The organism is Candidatus Nesciobacter abundans (assembly GCF_008189525.1).
GTDB classification, from domain to species: Bacteria; Pseudomonadota; Alphaproteobacteria; order CAJXXZ01; family 1604HC; genus Nesciobacter; species Nesciobacter abundans.
Window position 1 is genome coordinate 258,910 of record NZ_CP043314.1, and the last position, 19,181, is coordinate 278,090.

The window sequence follows — 19,181 nt, forward strand, 5'->3', positions numbered from 1 at the left end:
CATAAGATATATTTTTAAACTATATGCTAACATCCAAATCAGATATTTACATGTGATTATGTTTTAAAAATCTTATACTTTTTGTTTTCTACGCTTTGATAAAACATTTGTATAAAAAATATATGTGTAATATCATTAATCCAATGAGCAATGTTGTAATAAAATTTGGGGGAAGTGTTCTTTCAAATTTAGATAATATTGGTATAGTGGCAAAAAAAATCGCTACTGAATTTAAAAAACCTCCTATTATAGTAGTATCTGCTATGAGTGGTGTTACTAATAAAATAGAATCCGTTATTGATTCTGTTTATAATTCTAGAGATCTGCAAAAGGATTTTGTCTTTTCAACTGGAGAAATGTTTAGTGCTGGAATCTTTTCTATGTTTCTAGAAAAGTTTGGCAGAAAATCGGAGCCATTATGTGGTTGGCAAGTCCCTATAGAAACAAACTCTTCACATGGAAATGCAGATATAAAAGCTGTTCATAAAGAAAGAATCAGCTCTCTACTAGAAAGAGATATCATTCCTGTTGTTGCAGGTTTTCAGGGTATATGTGATGGAAGAATAACCACTTTAGGTAGAGGAGGAACAGATCTTAGTGCAGTTTCTTTGGCTGTCGAGTTTGGTTTTGAATGTTGTTTATATAAAGATGTATCTGGGATTTTCGAGGTAGATCCATCTATAATAAAGTCTAAAAAACTAGATTTTATAAGCTATGAAAGCATGCATAATGCATCTCTTAGAGGCTCTAATGTAGTTTCACATAAGGCAGTAAAATATGCATCTGAAAAAAACATAAAAGTGATTGTGAAATCTATTTTTGACGAAAGTGAATGTACTGTTATTTCGAAAAAAGAAGGAGATTCAAAAAATTTAATTGCTTTACAAAAAGCTTTTTGTATAAAATTGACTGGCCTTGATATTCCAGAAATAGAAAATTCTATAATATCTTTTAATAAGAAGTGGTGTATATTCTTATCTGAGAGTGATTATTTGAAAAATAAAAATAATTTTATGATTGAGAAAATGTATAAAGTTAACTTGATGCATGAAAAACCTATTAATATAGGCATCTTTATAAGAATAGCTAAAAAATACTCTGAAATGTATGGGAATATGGATACTTACTCTTGGATCTGTGTTTCTAAAGATAAAAGAAAAGAACTAACAAGAGAGCTTTATGAATGCTTTGCTGTTTAATTTATACTTTAATTAATTTTATTTTTAATTAAATGTGCTTTGCAAGAAGTGTTTTCATAATATAGACTGTACTTTCTATAATGAATGAAATGAAGCACAGAAAAAACATTACTATATATAAAAAGATTTTTAGTGTTACCTATGAAGAATCAATGCTTATTATGAATAAGCACATGGATATTGTGCATAAAGATGGAAGTATGGTTTTCTTTCTTATCTTTAATTATCTTCCTGTAATAACTCTTGGAGTTAATGAAAAAGAATTAAGTGAAAGTTTTATAAAAACTATTTCTGAAAAGAATATTTCTTACTATAAGTCTAGCAGAGGTGGTAAAATAACATATCATGATAAGGGTCAATTTACATGCTACCCAATAATTAATTTGGATTATTTGGGAGTAAGTCCAGCAAATTATGTTGTAAGATTGCAAGAATGGATGAATGGATCTATAGGAAGTTTAGGGGTTGAGTCTAAAAAGCATGCAATAGGTGTTTGGGTTAAAGACTGTATATGGAAAAAAGTAGGTTTTATTGGTGTTAAAATTTCTAGGAAAATAACATCTCATGGGTTTTCTATAAACTTAAATGCCAATTTGGATGCTTTTAATATGTTTATTCCATGTGGTATGGAAAGTTGTGTAGTAGGTAATTTACGTGATGTTAAATGCAAAAGTATGTTAAATGAGGCTATAAATAGAAATTGTTTATCAGAGAAAAGTAATAATTTATATAAGTTTTTCTATAAAAAGCTAGATTGCTTTTTTGATAAATTTTACTGAAAATGCTTTTATGAACTCAACACTAAAAATATTGTCCGATTTAGTTTCATTTAAATCTGTTACTCCAATAGGTATAGATTGTTTGGAATATATAAAAAACTTTTTGGATAAGCTTGGGTTTGAAAGCGAGATTATAAAGTTTGGGAATGTATATAATTTATATTCAAAAAAGGATTCTGAAGGCCCTCATATTTGTTTTGCAGGTCATGTAGATGTTGTTCCTCCTGGTGATAAGTGGGACAGTGATCCATTCAAGCTAAATATACATGATGGAAAAATTTATGGTTTGGGTGTTGTAGATATGAAAGGTTCAATAGCCTGTTTTTTGAATGTGTTGAAAAATAGAATAAAAGATATAAATTCATCTGTAAGTGTTCTGCTCACCACAGATGAAGAAGGTTTGGCGGTAGATGGTCTTGCAAAATGTGTAAGCTGGTTAAAAGAGCGTAATCAAGTATTTGATCTATTTTTATTAGGAGAGCCATCTTGTATAGAAAATACAGGAGATTCAATAAAATCCGGAAGAAGGGGGAGTTTAACTTCTCAAGTAAGAGTTTTAGGTAATAAAGGACATATAGCTTATCCAGAACATGCTTGTAGTATTACTTCTGCTGCATTGGAAATTATGGAATTTTCTAATAATAAATCAATAGGATATGAGTATGAAGATTTCCCTAAATCAGTGGTTCAAGTGACTCATTTTAGGACTCCAGAAAGAGTAGAAAATCTCTTGCCTGGTGAATGTTTCATAGATTTTGGTATTAGGTTTAACCCTAGTTTAACTCCAAACAGTATAATAGAGATGTTTGAAAATAAATTTTTAGAAATTTCTAATAAATATAAATTAGAAATTATATCTCAATGGACAAAACATGGTAATCCATTCTTTGTAAGAGATAAAAATATAAAAGATTTTATAAGAGAAAGCGTAATTAATGAGCTTGGTATTTCTCCTAGATTTAACGCTGATGGTGCTACAAGCGATGGTAGGTTTTTGATAGAATTAGCCCCTGTTATAGAAATAGGGTTAGAAGAGTCTCAAGCCCATAAAACAAATGAACATACAACACTAGAGAATATCATGAATTTAGAGAGAGTTTTTGATTCTATTGTTTCTAATTTCCATAAAATAAACACTTAATACAAAATGATAATTTTAGCTATAAAAAGCTTAAATAACATTTATATTTCTTATTACTTGTTATTTTTGAACCCTAAACATGTTATTTTAAATCAGTGAAGCGAATCTTGTTAATAGAAATAGAAGAACTTACTGTAAAAGGATTTTTATTAGATTTGCAAAATAAATCCATATTGTTAGAGGAAAAAACAGATAAATCAGACTTTAGGAATAAAAAAATCCAAAATAAATCTTCTATAAACATACCTCATATCATGAAAGATCTTGAATTTGTTAGTAATTTAGAGAGAAACAATTACATTAAATTTCTCAAAGAAATTACTGTTCTGGAAAGTTGCATAAGATACTTATTGAAAAATTTGTCAGACAGAGTGGAATCTTTGCCTGAAAGCTCAGTCATTTTAATGAATGGATATATATATTCTCACGACTTTTTAATAAAACAAAATGGAAAAGAAGAACATAAGCATAAGAATGATTACATAAAGAGAAGCATGAAAAATAAAATGCTTAGTAAAAATAGCTTCATATTTTTGATAAAAAGTATAAAACAAAAAGAATCTACTCAAAAAATCAGAAAATTCAAATGCTTTTGTTTTTCAAATGAATATAAAAAATATCTTGAGAAAATTCTTAATATGGAAGGTTTTGATAATTTATCAATTATTCCAGTTTCTTTTCTTAAATTTAAAGATTCTACAAAAGATACAATTTTTAATGAATTTTGTTTTGTAAATATATACTATGAAAAAACTTTTTTATATTTTGTAGAAAATAAAGAAATAGTTTCTATAAAAGTTTTAGATATTGGGTATGAGTTACTAGATAAAAATATTTCGAAAGAGTTATCTATTTCTATTGATTCAGCTATAAATATCAGAAAGAAAAACAAATCAATTAAGTTTAGCAAAACAAACTTAGAGAAATATATAAAAATCAAAACTCAAGACTATATGGATATATCAGTATCAAAAGAAGATTTAAGAAACAAAACAATTAAATCAATAGGGCATATATATGATTTTATTGAAAGATTTATTTTAGATCTTAAATATAATGGAACTATTTTTGTGAAAGATGAATTTTCTAATGAAATAAAAGGAATTGATAGTTTTTTAAAGGAGAGATCTTTTTTTTGTAATTTAAGTAGTAATAAAATAAAGCTTCATCATATTTACTTTTTAATTAACAAAATGCATGAAGAATACAAGAAAACCAGAATAATGCATAAATTAAGAAACTGGGTTAATTTTAGATTAAAAAAGATTTATGATATTATTAAAATAAGATAAATAAATTGATTGTTATTTAAGAAGGAGTTTTGTGAAAAGAGATCTAAGTCCCAGAATAGTTATTTTCGGAGTTGGTGGAGCCGGTTCTAATGCAGTAAAGAACATGATGGAAGATATGAAAAGAAGAGGTCATGATCAAGTAGAATTTGCAATTTCAAATACTGACGCTCAAGCATTGGAAAGCTCCCCTTGTGAAAAAAAGATAAAATTAGGTCCAAAAATAACAAAAGGTCTTGGTGCTGGTGCAATTCCTGAAATAGGCAGGAAAGCAGCTGAAGAGAGCATTGATGATGTTATGGAATATTTAAAAGATTCTAATATGGTAATAATTGTTGCTGGGATGGGAGGTGGTACCGGAACAGGAGCTGCTCCAGTTATAGCTGAAGCTTGTAAAAAAGAGGGTATATTAACATTAGGTGTTGTTATAAAGCCTTTTTTGTTTGAAGGATCTCCAAGGATAATGGCTGCTAAAGAAGGTATTGAGAAACTAAAGGACCAAGTAGATACATTTTTAGTTTTTGATAATCAAAACTTACAAAGAGCAGAAAGTGGAAATACACCATTTCTTCAAGCTTTTTCTATGCCAGATAAATTCTTATCTGAATGTGTTTCTGGAATAGTTAGCATCATAAAAAGTAATGGTTTAATAAATGTAGATTTTGCTGATTTATGTACTGTTGTTAGAGACAGAAAAAGCAAAGCAATGATGGGTATAGGTAATTCTGTAGGTGAGAACAAAGGTTCTAGCGCATCTTCTGAAGCTATGTTCGACAATGTTTTGCTTGATTGCTCAGATATGTCTTGGAAAAATGTAGACCATATTTTGGTTTGTATAAATGGAGGAGAAGAGTTGAGCTCTGAAGATGTTTTCCAAGCTGTAGGAAAGATACATGAATCTATTTCTCCAAATGCAAAGGTTATTTTCGGAGCTGCTTTTGATAAAAGTATGGGAGATTCTATGCGTGTGTTTATGTTTGGAACCACAACAGAATCAAAAAACTTGGAAGAAGATTTAAGATCTGAATCATCAAAAAAAGATAATAATGAGTTTAAAGGTGTAGGTGAGGATATTTCTTATATGACTGAAGATGAATCTTTTATTGGAAGTCATCATGATTTGAACGATTCAGAATCAGAAAATTCATATGAACCTAGCTTAAAAACAAGTCAGAATAAGAAAAATAAAAAAGGAATATGGTCTAGGTTATCAGGATTTTGGTCTGTGGAAGAAGATATAAAAATAGAAGAGGAAAAATCTGAAGATATTCCTGAATTCTTTAAAAAGAAAGATTGAGCAAATTTATTTTTTGTATACTTTTGCTTCTAAAAGATGTAAAATCTTCAAGTGATTGAAAAGATAAAAGCATCTAATTTAAAAAAAGGTCATATAATAGATTTTGACAATGAGTTATTTGAAATAAGAGATATTTCTCATGTAAAGCCAGGAAAAGGAAGGGCTTATTTTCAGGTAGAAATGAAATCTTTTACTGGACATAGAAAGCTTGATAGAAGATTTGGAACAGATGATGTTTTTAACAAAGCAATAATAGAAGAGAAAATCTTAAGATTCGATTATTACATGAATGGTGTATATAATTTCTTTTGTGATACAACAAATGAAGTTTACGAAATAAGAAATAATGAACAAAATGATAAAAACAAAAAGAAGCATAATTTATTCGATTTTTTGCAAGATGATGTAAATATTTCTGCATTTTTTTACGATGATAATTTTATAAATTTCAAGTTTAGAGATGATGTTGTTTTTGAAGTAAAAGAAGCGGCATCTTATACTAAGGGACAAACTGCAGCAGCATCTTATAAAAATGCTGTTTTGTCTAATGATGTTAAGGTTTCGGTTCCTACATATATAAATTCCGGAGATAAAATAATAATAGACCCATATTCTGGTGACTTTAAAGAAAAATACAAAGGAAATTAATCAAATGTTAGATTTAAATATAGAAGAAATAAGTAGCCCGATAAAATCTGGGAAAATAAACTTAATGTTAGGTGTTTTGCAGAAAATCGAAGGAATGGCTTGTAGAGATTTTAAGCAAAACTCTATGATTTTGGATAAAAACAAATTGGATTTTGTGGATAGGTTTGAAAAAAGAGTTGAAAAGAAAATAGCAGAATTTTTCCTTAACAAGGTAAAAGGTGATGGAATAATAGGAAAGCATTATAATATAGATTCTACAAATGAAAACAACTGGGTAATTAATCCACTAGATGGCAGAGCTAACTTTTTAAGAAACATTCCGATATTTTGTATTAGTGTTGCGTTTATGACAGGAAATATAGTTAAATCTTGTGTTGTTATTAATCCACTTTTAGGAGAAATTTATCAAGCTGAAGTAGAAAGTGGAGCGTATTTAAATGATGCTAAAATTTCAGTTTCTAAAGAAGTAAAAGAAAATAAATTGTTTGGAAGCTGTACTAATGAAGAAGTTTGTATAGATACAGCAAATACCAGATCTTTAGGGTGTTCAACATTATCTATGTGTTATGTTGCTAGTGGAAGGTTTGATTTTTCAGTTGATTTAGGAAAAGAGCTAGTTGATGTTGCTGCAGGTGCTTTGATGGTAACAGAAGCAAAAGGTTTTGTTAGTAAATCAGGAGTTACATGCAATAATATTCTTGGGTTTGGAAAGCAGAGCTTAGTATCTTCAAGCAAAATGTCCAAAAAATATATTCAAAATAATCTTAAAATTTAAATTTATTTACTTAGTTTAAATTCTTCTACTATTTTTATAATAGTTTACATAAAATAAAAAACCTTATATTTGAAATTATTTAAATATAATAATAGTTTATTTAATAATTACTTTTATCTCCTGATTAGGATTATTCACATTCAATATATACTTTTTACAGTATTATCTCATAATATTCCTTGAGCACTGACTTTTTGGTATATTAAAATTATGTTTTCTTCTGGTCCCACTAAAAAGCACTGTGATTTTGATATAAAGTCATTAGGAAATTTTCTTAAGCAAAGAAATCATGTTTCTGATCAAGGTATAGAAAAAATAAAAGAACTTTCGGATAAAGTAAGAGAGTCATTAAAAATCCCACATGATTACAAAATAGGGTTTGTAAATGGATCTTGCACAGGAGCTTTAGAAGCAGTATTTTGGAATGCTTTGGGTGATAGAAGTGTATTTGTGTTGGATTATGGGCTGTTTGGGAAAAGATGGGCTGATGATATATTGTTAAACATTAAAATGCCAGGAAAAAGGCTTGATTTATCTCAAATTGAATTAATTAAAAAAGCAGCATCAAATAATGGTTCCTATAATAGCTCTTATGACACAAGTAAAGGTTCTGAATTAAGGGTATCTGAAAAAGAAATAGAATATGAAACTCCAATAATTTATGATAATGATTTTGTTTTTACTATGACAGAAACTGCAACTGGGGAAAAGTGGTTTGACAAAGAGTTTCTGAGAAAAGTTAAAGGGCTAAGGATTGCTGATCTTACATCAGCTGTCTTTTGTGAAGAAATAGAATGGGATTTTCTAGATTGTGCAGCATTTTCATTCCAGAAAGCTTTGGGTGCAGAAGCAGGTTTGGGTTGTATAGTAATGAACCCTAAAGGATTTAGAAGAGTTTTAGAAAGAGAAAAAATATCTAATAAATCTGTATGTGCGAAATTTCCTATTCCTAGATTTATGAAAATAACTGAAAATCTTTTCAAAAATATAATGCCTAATACCCCATCCTTTATTGTTGTAGAAGATATAATACAGAGCATAAATTCATTTATGAAGCTAGGTGGGATTAAAAACTCAATAAAAGAGTGCACAAATAATAGAGAGTGTTTATTGAAAAACATCTGCTATTTAGAAAATGTGAATAAAGCTTGTTTGTTCGATAATGAGTCTAGTGATGGTGGATATGCTATGAATAATATTCATACCTGTAATGAAACTATTGAAAATAATGATAATGATGTAAAAAACCTTAAATCTGAATTTATTGCAAAGTCAGGAAATGAATTAGATACGTTAAGATCAATTCAACAATCTAATTATGTTTTGTGCTTAAAACCATCTTACAAGAAATGGAACTATTTAAGTAAAAATGAAAAATGGAATTTCATAAATTTAGTTGCAGAAAAATTAGAGGGATATGATGTTTTAGGAATTGTAGGTCATTCTATGTCTGAGCCGTGTTTTAGGTTTTGTACTGGGCCTACAATATTTGTAAATAAACAATATATTAAATATTTCATGCAAACATTTATTAATGTTGCAGAAGACAAAGATATTACATAAGTTTTTAAGTTCTGTTTTAGTTGGATATAATTTTAAGCAGAATTTGTACAAAATATTTTCCAAAACAGTTCCTGAAAAGTACTATGAAAATGAATCTGATTTGAAAAATTTATCATTAAAAATATCAAAAGGTAAAGAATATTCTTACAAACCATATGAATCTAGAAAACTAAAAATAAATAATTCTAAGATTAAAGAAGTAGATCTTAAAGAGTTAAATGGTAACTTTTCTAGAAACCATTCTAGAATAGAAAAATATTTAGAAGAAATAGGAATGAAAGGTGATGTAAATCCTAAAGATAGCTCTTACACGAGTTATGATGGTATTGTAGTTATTTTTGATAGCATAGAGACTTTTAGGCTTAAAATTGATTTTATTAACAAATTAAATATTAGAAATAAAAAATTGCACGTTATTGTAGATGATTCTGGAAAAAATTATAGTTACGAGCAAACTCTGCTTATTAAAGGGTCTAAAGATATTTTAGATTTTTCATATCATAAGAAAGTGGAAAAGATTGAAAAATTAAATTCTATTCCAAAAACTGATAAAGAGGCTGCACAGATAATAATCGAAAAGACACTGGGTAGTAATCAGAACTTATCTATAGAATATTTAGAGTTTAGTAATGATAAAAATAGGTTTATTAAAGATTACATTTGGAGTAATTCAGGCAGGAAGTTGCTTTTCATAGAGGTTAATCCTTATATACCTTTTTATTCTTTGCTAGTTAAAAGTTATGCTACTTTAGATGGGAATGTAGAAGTTGCTGGAGATAGGGGAATTACAGGGCATATAGGTACATTAGATTATGAAAAAAATGCTCCTGTATACATTAATGCAATTATGAAAATTTCCAATATTGTTGGTAATTCTTAAGCTGAATTTAAGCGTTGTGTAATTCAGAAAGTATTAAATGAGCATTTTTAATTAAGTATTGTTAATTAAATTTTATTTGATTTTGAAATGGTTGTTATAAAATAATTTTTTCATAAATATTATTTTTTCATAAACTTAAATAGATCTTCTATTTGTTTCATACTATTCACAATCGCACTTTGTGGCATATTAACGAAATTAGGATATGCTTCATCGTACAATTTTAATCTTTCTTCTAATTTTTTTACTATTTCTAAGCCTTTTTTAGAAAGTTTGATTTCGTAAGATCTTTTATCATGTTCTGTTTTCTTTTGTGTTATATATCCGCTATTTTTCATTTGTTTTATATTATATGGAACATTTGTCAGCATGCAGTCATTAACAAGTTCTAACAAAGATATATTGTTTCTGTGAATGAAAAGCAGAATTATGGATTGCATACCAGACAATTCATTACAGTTTATTATTTTATTATTATTTTTCATCATATTAAAAGTTGATTTTTTTAATTTAATTATATTTTCTATAATCTCAAATATTTTCATTTTTCTCTCTAACTTATTTTGGTTTAATAATATTACTATAAAGTTAAGTTTTGCTAAGTTAAGTTTTAATATGAGTATTTATAAAATATTAATACAAATGGTGTAAAACACTATTCTAGATGACTTATATAAACTTAGTATTTGGATTTAAAATAAAATTTCTAGAAACAGGGATGATGGATTACATAAAGACGGATCATGCCAATATAGAAAAAGATAAAATAATGATTGTTGAGGATAGTGATAACTTTTTTTCAATTGCATTTTTTTATAATTCTAAATCTTACGTAGAATCTTTTTTAATCACTATACTTGCTCTTAGAGAATATTTTTCAAAAATAGGTAGCATTCAATTTAAATGTCCTAACATATTAATGCTAAATGGAAAAAAGGTTTGTTATTTACACTTTCATGAAATAGGTGATAAGAAATTTATCAGGATTTTCGTACAGAAAAATTATTTCTGCTATGGATTCATCAACAATTTATGTCAATTCTTAGAAAAATGGATTAATTTGTCTAAAATGTGTGGATTTGATTATCTGGTTTCTTCTGCAAATAAAATAGAAACAGAATCATGTAGTGATGATAAAAAACAAGAAATTTTCTTGCAACAAAAAAATTACGACAATTCAGGTGATATACACTTTGATTCTAGTGAAATTAACCTAGTAAATTCGAATTCTGAGGGTGGGAGTTTGGTAGAAAAAGGATTGTTTATTTTTGATAAATTTAACGAAAATGGACATTTTTCCATAAGGGGCTATGACTATATTAAATACACATTTGAGGTAGAAGATTTAATGTGTAAGTTTTGATTTTACGTTAACCTAATTATGTGTTTTCTAATAACTTTAATTATGAATTTAAATATGAATTATTATTAAACAAATAACTGAATAATAACAATGAAATTGATTGATTAAAGAAATAACAATTAAGATCTTTCATAACAAATAGAACACATGGGTATGCTTATTTAATAAAGGTTTTATTTTATAATTTTATATTTAAGTATATTTCCAGGAGGGAAGTTTCTCCATACAGTTTCAATTCTCTTGCATGTCATGTCGAAGTTTTTATACTTAAATGGTGAAAATGGAGTGTAAGTAAGCTGTAGATATGTTGCTCCTGTTTGTAACATGATTTTTTTATAGGTTTCAATAATTTCTAATGATTTTTTCTTTCCCAAAGACAGTAAAGGCACAGTAGATAATATGTATTTAATATCTTTTATGGTTTTTAAATCTAATATATCGTATATATCGCAAATATCTTTGTTTATGAAAGTTGACTCAGGGAATCTTTTTCTCAAATCATTACAGAACTCTTCTTGGATTTCGAAAGATATTAATTTAGATTTGTTCTCCATCTTGTTGTAGACGTGTTCTGTTATTGTTCCGGTCCCAGCTCCAACTTCTAATATTGTTCCAGAGTTCAAATCCATATTTTTTATAAAAGCTTTTGATAAATGGCTAGAGCTTGGAATAACTGATCCTGTAAGTTTGGGGTTTTTTATATATTGTTTAAAAAATACTTTTTTCATTTTGTTTTTCCTTCTTTAATCTCTTTCTTTTGACTATTTTCTTCAGAAAAATCCATTCCTTTTACTATAGATGAAAAGGCTTCAGAGCAATTTTTATAAGAATAATGATTTACATGTACAGTAGGAAAAGATTTTATTTTTTTGCTTAGAAAATCAACAACACCTCTGTTCTTAAACACATTAGAATAAAAAGATGTATAGGAGAAATGCAACATAGGGCATAAATTAGATTCCATTATATCAGAACATTGGTTAAGTATTTTATTTCTTTCTGCTTTATTTATTAATAAAAATGGGATAGAGGATATTATTAATCTAACTCTACTCATTTCCTCTGGAGATATTATTTCAGAAAGATCTGCAGCATTTCCTTGTATTATTTTTACATTCTCGAATTTTTTTCGCAGAACTTTGCAAAAACTATCATTAATTTCTATACATATTGATTGTGCAGAGCTATATGCTTTATTGTTTATATATTTTGTCAATGACCCAGATCCTCCGCCTATTTCAAGAATTATGTCATTTTGAGATAGGTTTTGTGAAAAATGTAAGATATGTTTACCTGCTTTTTTTGGGATCTCTCTAAAGGTCCCGGTTTTTATTGGATTTTTTAGCCAATTCAAAAAGAACATCATCTTAGTCATAAGGGTTATTCTATCATAGTTCAATTATATTGATAATATACACAATTCTAGTTTTTTGATTAATTATTGTACCTTATTACTATTTGTTTTAAAAAATATTAACCTACTGTTTGTAAAGCCAAAATAGCTCAGTTGGTAGAGCAACTGATTCGTAATCAGTAGGCCAGGTGTTCGAATCACCTTTTTGGCAACTTAATCCCTACAGTCTTAAGTCACCTTTTTGGCAACTTAACTCCTTCGGACTTAAATCACCTTTTTGGCAACTTAATCCCTACAGTCTTAAGTCACCTTTTTGGCAACTTAACTCCTTCGGACTTAAATCACCTTTTTGGCAACTTAATCCCTACAGTCTTAAGTCACCTTTTTGGCAACTTAATCCCTACAGTCTTAAGTCACCTTTTTGGCAACTTAACTCCTTCGGACTTAAATCACCTTTTTGGCAACTTAATCCCTACAGTCTTAAGTCACCTTTTTGGCAACTTAATCCCTACAGTCTTAAGTCACCTTTTTGGCAACTTAACCTATAAATAATTTGCATTATATTAACTGGTAACACGAACATAATTCATAAGTTAGGAAGCATGATCATTGTAATTTAAATTATAAATTTGTACATGTAACTACTTGTTTAATAGTTTTTCAATTTTTTACTGTTTTTTTTCGCTTTTATGTTTTAGAATTTGCTGTGACTTTTTTAATATTATCATTAGGGCTCTTACTGTCAAAATTCTGGCAAGAAACTATGGTTATTTCTATTAATCCACTTTCTGAAGTAATTAATATAAATGCATCTTATTTAGGTAAAGCAAGTCTTTTTTCTTCACTGGGATTGACTATAGGAGCCTTATTTAGTGGCCCTATAAATGATAGGTTCGGTCCTAAGAGGACTTTTCCAATTTATTTGATTCTAATATCTATTTTAAATGCTATATTAGTTATTTATAAAATGAATTTCTTGCTTCTTAATCTAATATACTTCTTGAGAAGTTTATGTATAGCTGGATGCATAAATAATATATATGTAGCTATATCTTTAATATATTTTGGAGATAGGTTGCCAAAAATGACATCAATGCTTTATATGATGCTATTTGGTGGTAGTGCAATAATTCCTATTCTATATAAAAGTTTACTTTCTTATTTTCCTGTAAAAAGTATATTTATAGTTTTATCTTTTATAATGGTTTTGTTTGCTATAGGGATTTATTTTATAACTCCACACAAAAAACCTGTAAAACTTAATAGAGATTTGATTAAGAAATGGAAAAATGCTTTGAAAAATCCTGTATTTCTAGCTCTTTCTTCAGTATCCATGATTTGCATAGGTGGTTTTTATGGGTTAGTAAGTGTTTTTGGATCTTACATGGTTAGGAAAGGTGATTTTCTATATGTAATTAGAAATTTCTCTTTTTTTGTAAGATTTTTTATTTCATTGGCTTATATTCAACTGATAGGAAGGGTTTGTACGTTCATAGCATCTACATATTCTTCTGTTAGACTTAACAATAAAAATGTAAAAAACTTTCTGACATATGGAATTTTCCTGATGTTTGTCGGATCTATTCTGATATTTCATGGGTTATATGTAGATAAGTTAGGTATATATGGTGTTTTTGGGTTGATTCTGTTTTGTATGGGATCAGGTATTGCTCAACCAGCTACAAAAACTTCATTGCTAAATATAGCCAAAGAAAATGCAGGAGGCATACAATCTGTAGTTGGTTCATTCAATAGTATATATGAAGCTATAGCTTATTTTTTGGTGTTTTATTTTTCTTATCCAATAGGGTCTTACGCTTATATGATGCTAACATCTGCTTTATGCTTTATAATGTTTTTATCTTTCAAAAAATTTAAGGAGATTTTCTAATGAACTTAAACTCTAAAAACAAATCTGTACAACCAGAAGTAGCAGGATTAGAGTTTCCTGTTTGGTACAGAAAACAAAGACTTGATTTGTCAAAATATATAAATTCTATGTTCGATAAAGACAAAGTAGTAGTAGCAGCCATGTCTGGTGGAGTGGACAGTTCTGTGACAGCTGCTTTAATGTGTAAAGCTGGATATAAAGTTATAGGGCTTACTTTAAAACTTCATGATAATCCTTCAGTAGAACAAGCGATTACTGATGCAAAAAAAATCTCTGAGTTTCTTGGAATAGAACATAGAGTTTTAGATTTAAGAAAAGAATTCGACGAGCATGTTTTGTCTAAATTTTACGAAGAATATGAAGAAGGAAAAACACCTAATCCATGTATAAAATGTAATAAGAACATTAAATTCGAAGGAATGGTTGAGTATTCTAAAAGCATAGGTGCTGGTGGATTAGTTACAGGTCATTATATAAAAAGAGAAATGAGATATGGAGAAGAGTCTATAGTTAGAGGGGCAGATTCTAGCAAAGATCAAAGTTATTTTCTTTCTTTAATAGATGCTAACTATGTTCCTTTTGTAGGATTTCCTCTTGGAATAATGAATAAATCTACAGTTAGAAGAATAGCAAGGATATTTGATCTTTTTGTTGCTAAGAAAGCTGAAAGTCAAGATTTATGTTTTGCAGTTAGCAATAGATATCACGATGTTTTAAGAATCATGGGATCTAAAGATAGAAGCGGAGAGATTGTAAACTGTAAAACTGGGAAAGTTTTAGGTGAACATGATGGAATATCTAGATTTACAATAGGACAAAGAAAAGGACTTAATTTACCTTACGGTCCGTGGTTTGTTAATAAAATAGATAACAAAACTAATCAAGTTTTTGTAGGTAGATTAAAAGATGTACAATGTCATGAAATTTGGATTAATGAAATAAACTTGCTTAGAGATTTTACAAAGAAAGAAAATGTTAGGGTAAAGATAAGAGGATCACAAACCCCAGTTCCTGCTAAGTTGGAAATAAATGGTAAAGAAGGAAGAGTGATTCTGGAAAATGCAGAATATGGTATTTCTCCAGGACAGGTATGTGGATTTTATTATGATGATATTTTGTTTGGCGGTGGTTATATAGTAGAAAAAGAAGATTTGTCTGAATTATCTAAAAAATCTGCAGATTAATATATTAATATAGCTTATGTGTTTTATTTTTAATAAATCCTAAAATATCTAGTAAGCGTCTCTTAATACATAAACTATTTCACAAAAAACCTGATCAACATTATATTTCTTATTAATTATTTAAGAACCCTAATTATATTTATTTTGATTTGATTTATTTCTCAATATGATTGTTAATTTTTGTATAATTATGATGTAATTGTTTTGTGATATTCGGTATAGGTGTAGATATTTTTAATTTGAGCAGAATGGAAACAGTTTTCAAAAGAACCCCAAATTTTGCAAATAGAATATTATCTCAATCAGAAAAAGACATGAAATTTGTCAATACAGAAATGAGAAATGAAAAAGTAGGAAAGATATTTTCTATTAAAGAATCTTTTAGTAAGGCGCTAGGGACTGGAATTGGAGAACATTGTGGTTGGAAAGATATATCTATATTAAAAAATGACCTTGGTAAGCCAATTATAGAAATACAAGGCAAGCCTTTAGAATCTTTAAGTACATTCAAGAGATTTAGTATACATTGCTCTACAAGTGATGAATTCATAAATGAACAGAAAATATTCATTTCGAAAGTTATAATAGAAATTTTTCCTGATTAGGTGAACTTGATCAGCTGAATTAAATTATTTCTATGATTATGCTATAACCATTATTTATTTTAATCTAACTTTTAACTTAAAAGAATTTTACTATTATAAATTTAACAACCATTTCTGATTTTTGCTAACTTATTTTATATCGATTTACTTTATGAATTCTAGAAGTTTTTTACTTATGTGCTTTGAAATTTCATGTAATTCTTTTTCTACGCTGTTTTCAGTTATTTTATCTATATTTTTTGTTATTTTTATTTCATATATGAAATTTTTTCCAGAATAGAATTTTAAAAATACATTAAAATAAGCTTTTTTATCAAATAGAATTACTGAAACATCTTGTATGTGTATATATAAAGAATTGTTTTTACAGCTTGCTTTAGATTTTTCATTTTTACCTGTTAATATGCACATCAAATCTTTTTTTATTTCTTCATTAAAAACAGATTCATTATAATTTATTTTTAGATTTGGAATGAAATATGAAGAGATTATTTGTTTTACATTTTCTTTTGTAAGTTTTTTGAATGAAGTAGGCATGTTTATGTTGTCGCCTTTTATAATTATAAATTTGTAAGGCAATTCTTTTGGTGCTTCGCTTTTTTTATGCTCTGCTGAGCTTGTTGTGTTTTCATTTGTTTCATTTTCCAAACTGTCTTCCAAGCCATTGTAGGTTTTTATACACTTTTTCTGTTTTGAGAAAACTCGTATGCATTCTTTAGATTTATCATTCTCTGATTCTATTTTATACTTCTTATGACTTTCTTGGAAAATTTGCTTACAAAGCTCTTGGTGTTTTTTTTTGCTTTTTTCCATCACTGATGAAGATTTATTAATATTAGAACTTTGGTTAATTCTTAAATTTATTTCATTATTTGCTGCGCGTAATTTATTATTAAAAAATAAACATGCATGCGTGTAAAGAATTAATGATGTTACTTTGTTTGATATTTTTTTTAAGAGAGTCTTTTTTCCTGAAATCATTTTTCTATTTCTCCTTGTCTAATATATTTTTTCCTTAGATAAGATGATATAAGCTTGGAAGCTAAAATTACTATCCCAACCAAACCAAGTATTATCAAATATATATAAGGTTTCTTTAAATTAAATATTCCCATCTTAGAGACTGCAGAACCTAAAAAATAACCTATCAAGCAGCTTATAAAAGCCCATATAAAAGATGCAACTATGTTTAATATTGCGTATTTTTTTTGATCCACCTTCACAACCCCTATGATTATAGGACTTATTATTCTTATTCCATATATAAATCTAAAACTAAGAATATAAATATTTTGATATTTTATAGCTATATGTTTTAATCTATTGAATAATTTTCTACTTGTTTTCCACTTCTCTAGGAATCCAGGGCCTATATAATATCCAAGATTATATAACAACTGATCTGCAATACATGTGCCAACAAAAGACAAAGCAAACACTTTGTATATAGATAATACCCCTGTATAAGCTAAAGCAGATGCTGTTAAAAGCACAGATTCACCTTCTATCATTGAGCCTAAAAAGACTATCCAATATCCATAATTATGTATCAGTGCATTTATATCAAACATACGGATAGATTTTAATACAAAAACACGAAAATAAAAATCTCATTAGAGAATTATATTTTATATTCTGTAATTTATATGTATAGGATTATCATAAGATTATCTTTTAGTTTTAATCTTTCTTCTTGCTATGAATTTTCTGTACGCTCAGCTTTCCATCGTAGAATTCTATTGAAAAACTTTCAGGTGCATCTTTTTTGCTTTTTATTAATTTTTCATCAGAAAAAGCTCTACAAAAACCTCTTTTAAGTATTTCATGGTAAGATGCATTTTCTAAATTTTTGAGCATGAAATCAAGTTTAGATTTATTCTTTGAAAACATATGATTAATAATTAAATTTAAATTAGAATGAATGTGTTGTATTTTGGAAAGCTCACAGCTGAAATTAGGCTTTGAAACAGATAACTTAGAAAGGTTTCTTTTTTTAGAAATATAGTGAGAGAAAGAAAATTCTAATAAACTAGTTTTGTTTTGTAGTTTTGTATTAAAAGGCTCTAAAACAGACTCAAATCTTTTTGTTCTTACCCACATCATTTCTGACAATTTTCTTTTAATAGTGTTTTTCAAAATCATTTTTTTATTTGCACATAAATCACAAATTTCTCTTATAATATTTTTTCTGTCTGGAAAAATTAACTCAATAGAAGCAGTTGGTGTAGGTGCTCTCAAAGAGCTAGCATAGTCTGATAAAGTTGTATCAGTTTCATGTCCAATTGCAGTTACTATAGGTATTTTACTTTTTGATATCTCTCTAACAATATGTTCATCTTGGAAGCTCCATAAGTCTTCAAAACTACCTCCTCCTCTGGCAATAATTATTACATCTACTTCATTGAAGTATTTATCATTAAATCCTTTGATTGCAGAAACTACATTTTCTACCGTTTCACTTCCTTGTACAGCTGTAGGCCAAAGCAGAACATCACAAGGATATCTATCTTTTAATCTATGAAGCATATCATGTAAAACTGCACCTGTAGGGGATGTTATTATTCCTATTTTTCTGGGGAATTTTGGTAATTTAGGTTTTCGTAATGGATCAAACAAACCTTCTTTTCTAAGTTTTTCTTTTCTTTCTTCTAGTATTTTTGAAGAACCTAAATGCTCTACAGATAATACTACTATTTGATACTTAGATCTTCCAGGATATGATGAAACTCTTCCAGTGCAAATTATTTCCATATCATGCTGAGGTTCGAACTTTAATTTTATATTTGCCCAACATACACAATCTATAACAGCATCCTCTTCTTTTAATGAGAAATATAAATGAGTAGATCTTTTAGGTTGAGAAACTTGCCCTTTTATAGATATTTTAGAATAAGAAGATTCAAGTAATTTTTTTATGGATAACGCTAAAGTTTTTACTCCAATAACTCCATCACTTGTTTCTATATCAGAGCTTATTGTATTTTTAGTGCTTAATGTTGATTGTTTATCATATTTAATCTGGCTTAAGTTTTCTGACGAAGAAGAGACTGTACCATACTTACTTCCTGCTGCATCACTTAAAGAATTTTTTGTACTATTTAAAGAATTTAACTTGGAATGTGAATTTTGGTTGTCTATTAAACCTTTGCTAGAATTCATTGATGAATTTTGTACTGTTTTATATTTTTTATCAATCTAGATTTTTTATTTTTT

At 27.9% G+C, this 19,181-nt stretch carries 19 protein-coding genes and 1 tRNA gene; 14 read left to right on the forward strand and 6 right to left on the reverse strand.

Features of this window, described 5'->3' with window-relative positions; genetic code table 11:
• Positions 1–143: 143 nt before the first annotated feature.
• The 9 genes from FZC36_RS01200 to FZC36_RS01240 all read left to right on the forward strand — a co-directional run bounded on the left by FZC36_RS01200 (position 144) and on the right by FZC36_RS01240 (position 9,571).
• The gene (locus FZC36_RS01200; RefSeq protein ID WP_187440132.1) at positions 144–1,199 is read left to right on the forward strand and encodes an amino acid kinase family protein; all 1,056 of its coding nucleotides are present in this window, start codon (positions 144–146) and stop codon (positions 1,197–1,199) included.
• Positions 1,200–1,279: 80 nt separating this feature from the next.
• A complete protein-coding gene (gene lipB, locus FZC36_RS01205) occupies positions 1,280–1,978 on the forward strand; it encodes a lipoyl(octanoyl) transferase LipB (protein ID WP_148972175.1) in 699 nt (232 codons plus the stop codon).
• A gap of 10 nt (positions 1,979–1,988) precedes the next feature.
• A complete protein-coding gene (gene dapE, locus FZC36_RS01210; protein ID WP_148972176.1) occupies positions 1,989–3,119 on the forward strand; it encodes a succinyl-diaminopimelate desuccinylase in 1,131 nt (376 codons plus the stop codon).
• A 95-nt stretch (positions 3,120–3,214) separates the two neighbouring features.
• Complete coding sequence (locus FZC36_RS01215; RefSeq protein WP_148972177.1) at positions 3,215–4,411, forward strand: hypothetical protein; 1,197 nt, start codon at positions 3,215–3,217, stop codon at positions 4,409–4,411.
• Between the two features lie 31 nt (positions 4,412–4,442).
• A complete protein-coding gene (gene ftsZ, locus FZC36_RS01220; RefSeq protein WP_187440133.1) occupies positions 4,443–5,705 on the forward strand; it encodes a cell division protein FtsZ in 1,263 nt (420 codons plus the stop codon).
• 51 nt (positions 5,706–5,756) lie between these two features.
• On the forward strand, positions 5,757–6,353 hold the full coding sequence (locus FZC36_RS01225) for a hypothetical protein (protein WP_148972179.1): 597 nt from the start codon (positions 5,757–5,759) through the stop codon (positions 6,351–6,353).
• Positions 6,322–7,128, forward strand: a complete 807-nt coding sequence (locus FZC36_RS01230) for an inositol monophosphatase family protein (RefSeq protein WP_148972180.1) — start codon at positions 6,322–6,324, stop codon at positions 7,126–7,128. The genes FZC36_RS01225 and FZC36_RS01230 overlap by 32 nt, the downstream gene beginning before the upstream one ends.
• Before the next feature lie 210 nt (positions 7,129–7,338).
• Positions 7,339–8,691 (forward strand): PLP-dependent aminotransferase family protein, encoded by a 1,353-nt coding sequence (locus FZC36_RS01235; protein WP_148972181.1) that lies wholly within the window; start codon positions 7,339–7,341, stop codon positions 8,689–8,691.
• Entirely contained in the window at positions 8,663–9,571 is a 909-nt protein-coding gene (locus FZC36_RS01240) for a hypothetical protein (protein ID WP_148972182.1), read from the forward strand. The genes FZC36_RS01235 and FZC36_RS01240 overlap by 29 nt, the downstream gene beginning before the upstream one ends.
• A 119-nt stretch (positions 9,572–9,690) precedes the next feature.
• Here FZC36_RS01240 and FZC36_RS01245 read toward each other — a convergent pair whose 3' ends face one another.
• On the reverse strand, positions 9,691–10,116 hold the full coding sequence (locus tag FZC36_RS01245) for a winged helix DNA-binding protein (RefSeq protein WP_148972183.1): 426 nt from the start codon (positions 10,114–10,116) through the stop codon (positions 9,691–9,693).
• A 119-nt stretch (positions 10,117–10,235) separates the two neighbouring features.
• On the opposite strand from FZC36_RS01245, the gene FZC36_RS01250 reads away from it, so the two are divergent.
• Entirely contained in the window at positions 10,236–10,934 is a 699-nt protein-coding gene (locus tag FZC36_RS01250; protein WP_148972184.1) for a hypothetical protein, read from the forward strand.
• A gap of 173 nt (positions 10,935–11,107) precedes the next feature.
• Here FZC36_RS01250 and FZC36_RS01255 read toward each other — a convergent pair whose 3' ends face one another.
• Positions 11,108–11,662, reverse strand: a complete 555-nt coding sequence (locus FZC36_RS01255) for a class I SAM-dependent methyltransferase (RefSeq protein WP_148972185.1) — start codon at positions 11,660–11,662, stop codon at positions 11,108–11,110.
• Positions 11,659–12,309 carry a methyltransferase domain-containing protein gene (locus FZC36_RS01260; RefSeq protein ID WP_148972186.1) on the reverse strand — a complete coding sequence of 217 codons (651 nt, stop codon included), beginning with the start codon at positions 12,307–12,309 and terminating at the stop codon, positions 11,659–11,661. The genes FZC36_RS01255 and FZC36_RS01260 overlap by 4 nt, the downstream gene beginning before the upstream one ends.
• A gap of 117 nt (positions 12,310–12,426) precedes the next feature.
• Here FZC36_RS01260 and FZC36_RS01265 point away from each other — a divergent pair.
• The 4 genes from FZC36_RS01265 to acpS all read left to right on the forward strand — a co-directional run bounded on the left by FZC36_RS01265 (position 12,427) and on the right by acpS (position 15,968).
• Positions 12,427–12,499, forward strand: a tRNA-Thr gene (locus tag FZC36_RS01265).
• A gap of 495 nt (positions 12,500–12,994) precedes the next feature.
• A complete protein-coding gene (locus tag FZC36_RS01270) occupies positions 12,995–14,179 on the forward strand; it encodes an MFS transporter (RefSeq protein ID WP_148972187.1) in 1,185 nt (394 codons plus the stop codon).
• Positions 14,179–15,363, forward strand: coding sequence for a tRNA 2-thiouridine(34) synthase MnmA (gene mnmA, locus FZC36_RS01275; RefSeq protein ID WP_148972188.1), 1,185 nt, complete (start codon positions 14,179–14,181; stop codon positions 15,361–15,363). Before FZC36_RS01270 ends, mnmA begins: the two co-directional genes overlap by 1 nt.
• A gap of 206 nt (positions 15,364–15,569) precedes the next feature.
• A complete protein-coding gene (acpS, locus tag FZC36_RS01280) occupies positions 15,570–15,968 on the forward strand; it encodes a holo-ACP synthase (RefSeq protein WP_148972189.1) in 399 nt (132 codons plus the stop codon).
• Between the two features lie 144 nt (positions 15,969–16,112).
• Here acpS and FZC36_RS01285 read toward each other — a convergent pair whose 3' ends face one another.
• The 3 genes from FZC36_RS01285 to xseA all read right to left on the reverse strand — a co-directional run bounded on the left by FZC36_RS01285 (position 16,113) and on the right by xseA (position 19,127).
• Positions 16,113–16,949 carry a hypothetical protein gene (locus FZC36_RS01285; RefSeq protein ID WP_148972190.1) on the reverse strand — a complete coding sequence of 279 codons (837 nt, stop codon included), beginning with the start codon at positions 16,947–16,949 and terminating at the stop codon, positions 16,113–16,115.
• A complete protein-coding gene (locus FZC36_RS01290) occupies positions 16,946–17,539 on the reverse strand; it encodes a DedA family protein (protein WP_148972191.1) in 594 nt (197 codons plus the stop codon). The genes FZC36_RS01285 and FZC36_RS01290 overlap by 4 nt, the downstream gene beginning before the upstream one ends.
• 109 nt (positions 17,540–17,648) lie before the next feature.
• Positions 17,649–19,127, reverse strand: a complete 1,479-nt coding sequence (gene xseA, locus FZC36_RS01295) for an exodeoxyribonuclease VII large subunit (protein WP_148972192.1) — start codon at positions 19,125–19,127, stop codon at positions 17,649–17,651.
• Positions 19,128–19,181 lie beyond the last annotated feature (54 nt).

Excerpts from the sequence above, each read along its gene's own strand:
- FZC36_RS01200 (WP_187440132.1), top strand. The coding sequence starts at position 144 with ATGAGCAATGTTGTAATAAAATTTGGGGGAAGTGTTCTTTCAAATTTA.
- lipB (WP_148972175.1), top strand. The coding sequence starts at position 1,280 with ATGAATGAAATGAAGCACAGAAAAAACATTACTATATATAAAAAGATT.
- dapE (WP_148972176.1), top strand. The coding sequence starts at position 1,989 with ATGAACTCAACACTAAAAATATTGTCCGATTTAGTTTCATTTAAATCT.
- FZC36_RS01235 (WP_148972181.1), top strand. The coding sequence starts at position 7,339 with ATGTTTTCTTCTGGTCCCACTAAAAAGCACTGTGATTTTGATATAAAG.
- FZC36_RS01240 (WP_148972182.1), top strand. The coding sequence starts at position 8,663 with ATGTTGCAGAAGACAAAGATATTACATAAGTTTTTAAGTTCTGTTTTA.
- FZC36_RS01245 (WP_148972183.1), bottom strand. The coding sequence starts at position 10,116 with ATGAAAATATTTGAGATTATAGAAAATATAATTAAATTAAAAAAATCA.
- FZC36_RS01250 (WP_148972184.1), top strand. The coding sequence starts at position 10,236 with ATGACTTATATAAACTTAGTATTTGGATTTAAAATAAAATTTCTAGAA.
- FZC36_RS01255 (WP_148972185.1), bottom strand. The coding sequence starts at position 11,662 with ATGAAAAAAGTATTTTTTAAACAATATATAAAAAACCCCAAACTTACA.
- FZC36_RS01260 (WP_148972186.1), bottom strand. The coding sequence starts at position 12,309 with ATGACTAAGATGATGTTCTTTTTGAATTGGCTAAAAAATCCAATAAAA.
- mnmA (WP_148972188.1), top strand. The coding sequence starts at position 14,179 with ATGAACTTAAACTCTAAAAACAAATCTGTACAACCAGAAGTAGCAGGA.
- FZC36_RS01285 (WP_148972190.1), bottom strand. The coding sequence starts at position 16,949 with ATGATTTCAGGAAAAAAGACTCTCTTAAAAAAAATATCAAACAAAGTA.
- FZC36_RS01290 (WP_148972191.1), bottom strand. The coding sequence starts at position 17,539 with ATGTTTGATATAAATGCACTGATACATAATTATGGATATTGGATAGTC.
- xseA (WP_148972192.1), bottom strand. The coding sequence starts at position 19,127 with ATGAATTCTAGCAAAGGTTTAATAGACAACCAAAATTCACATTCCAAG.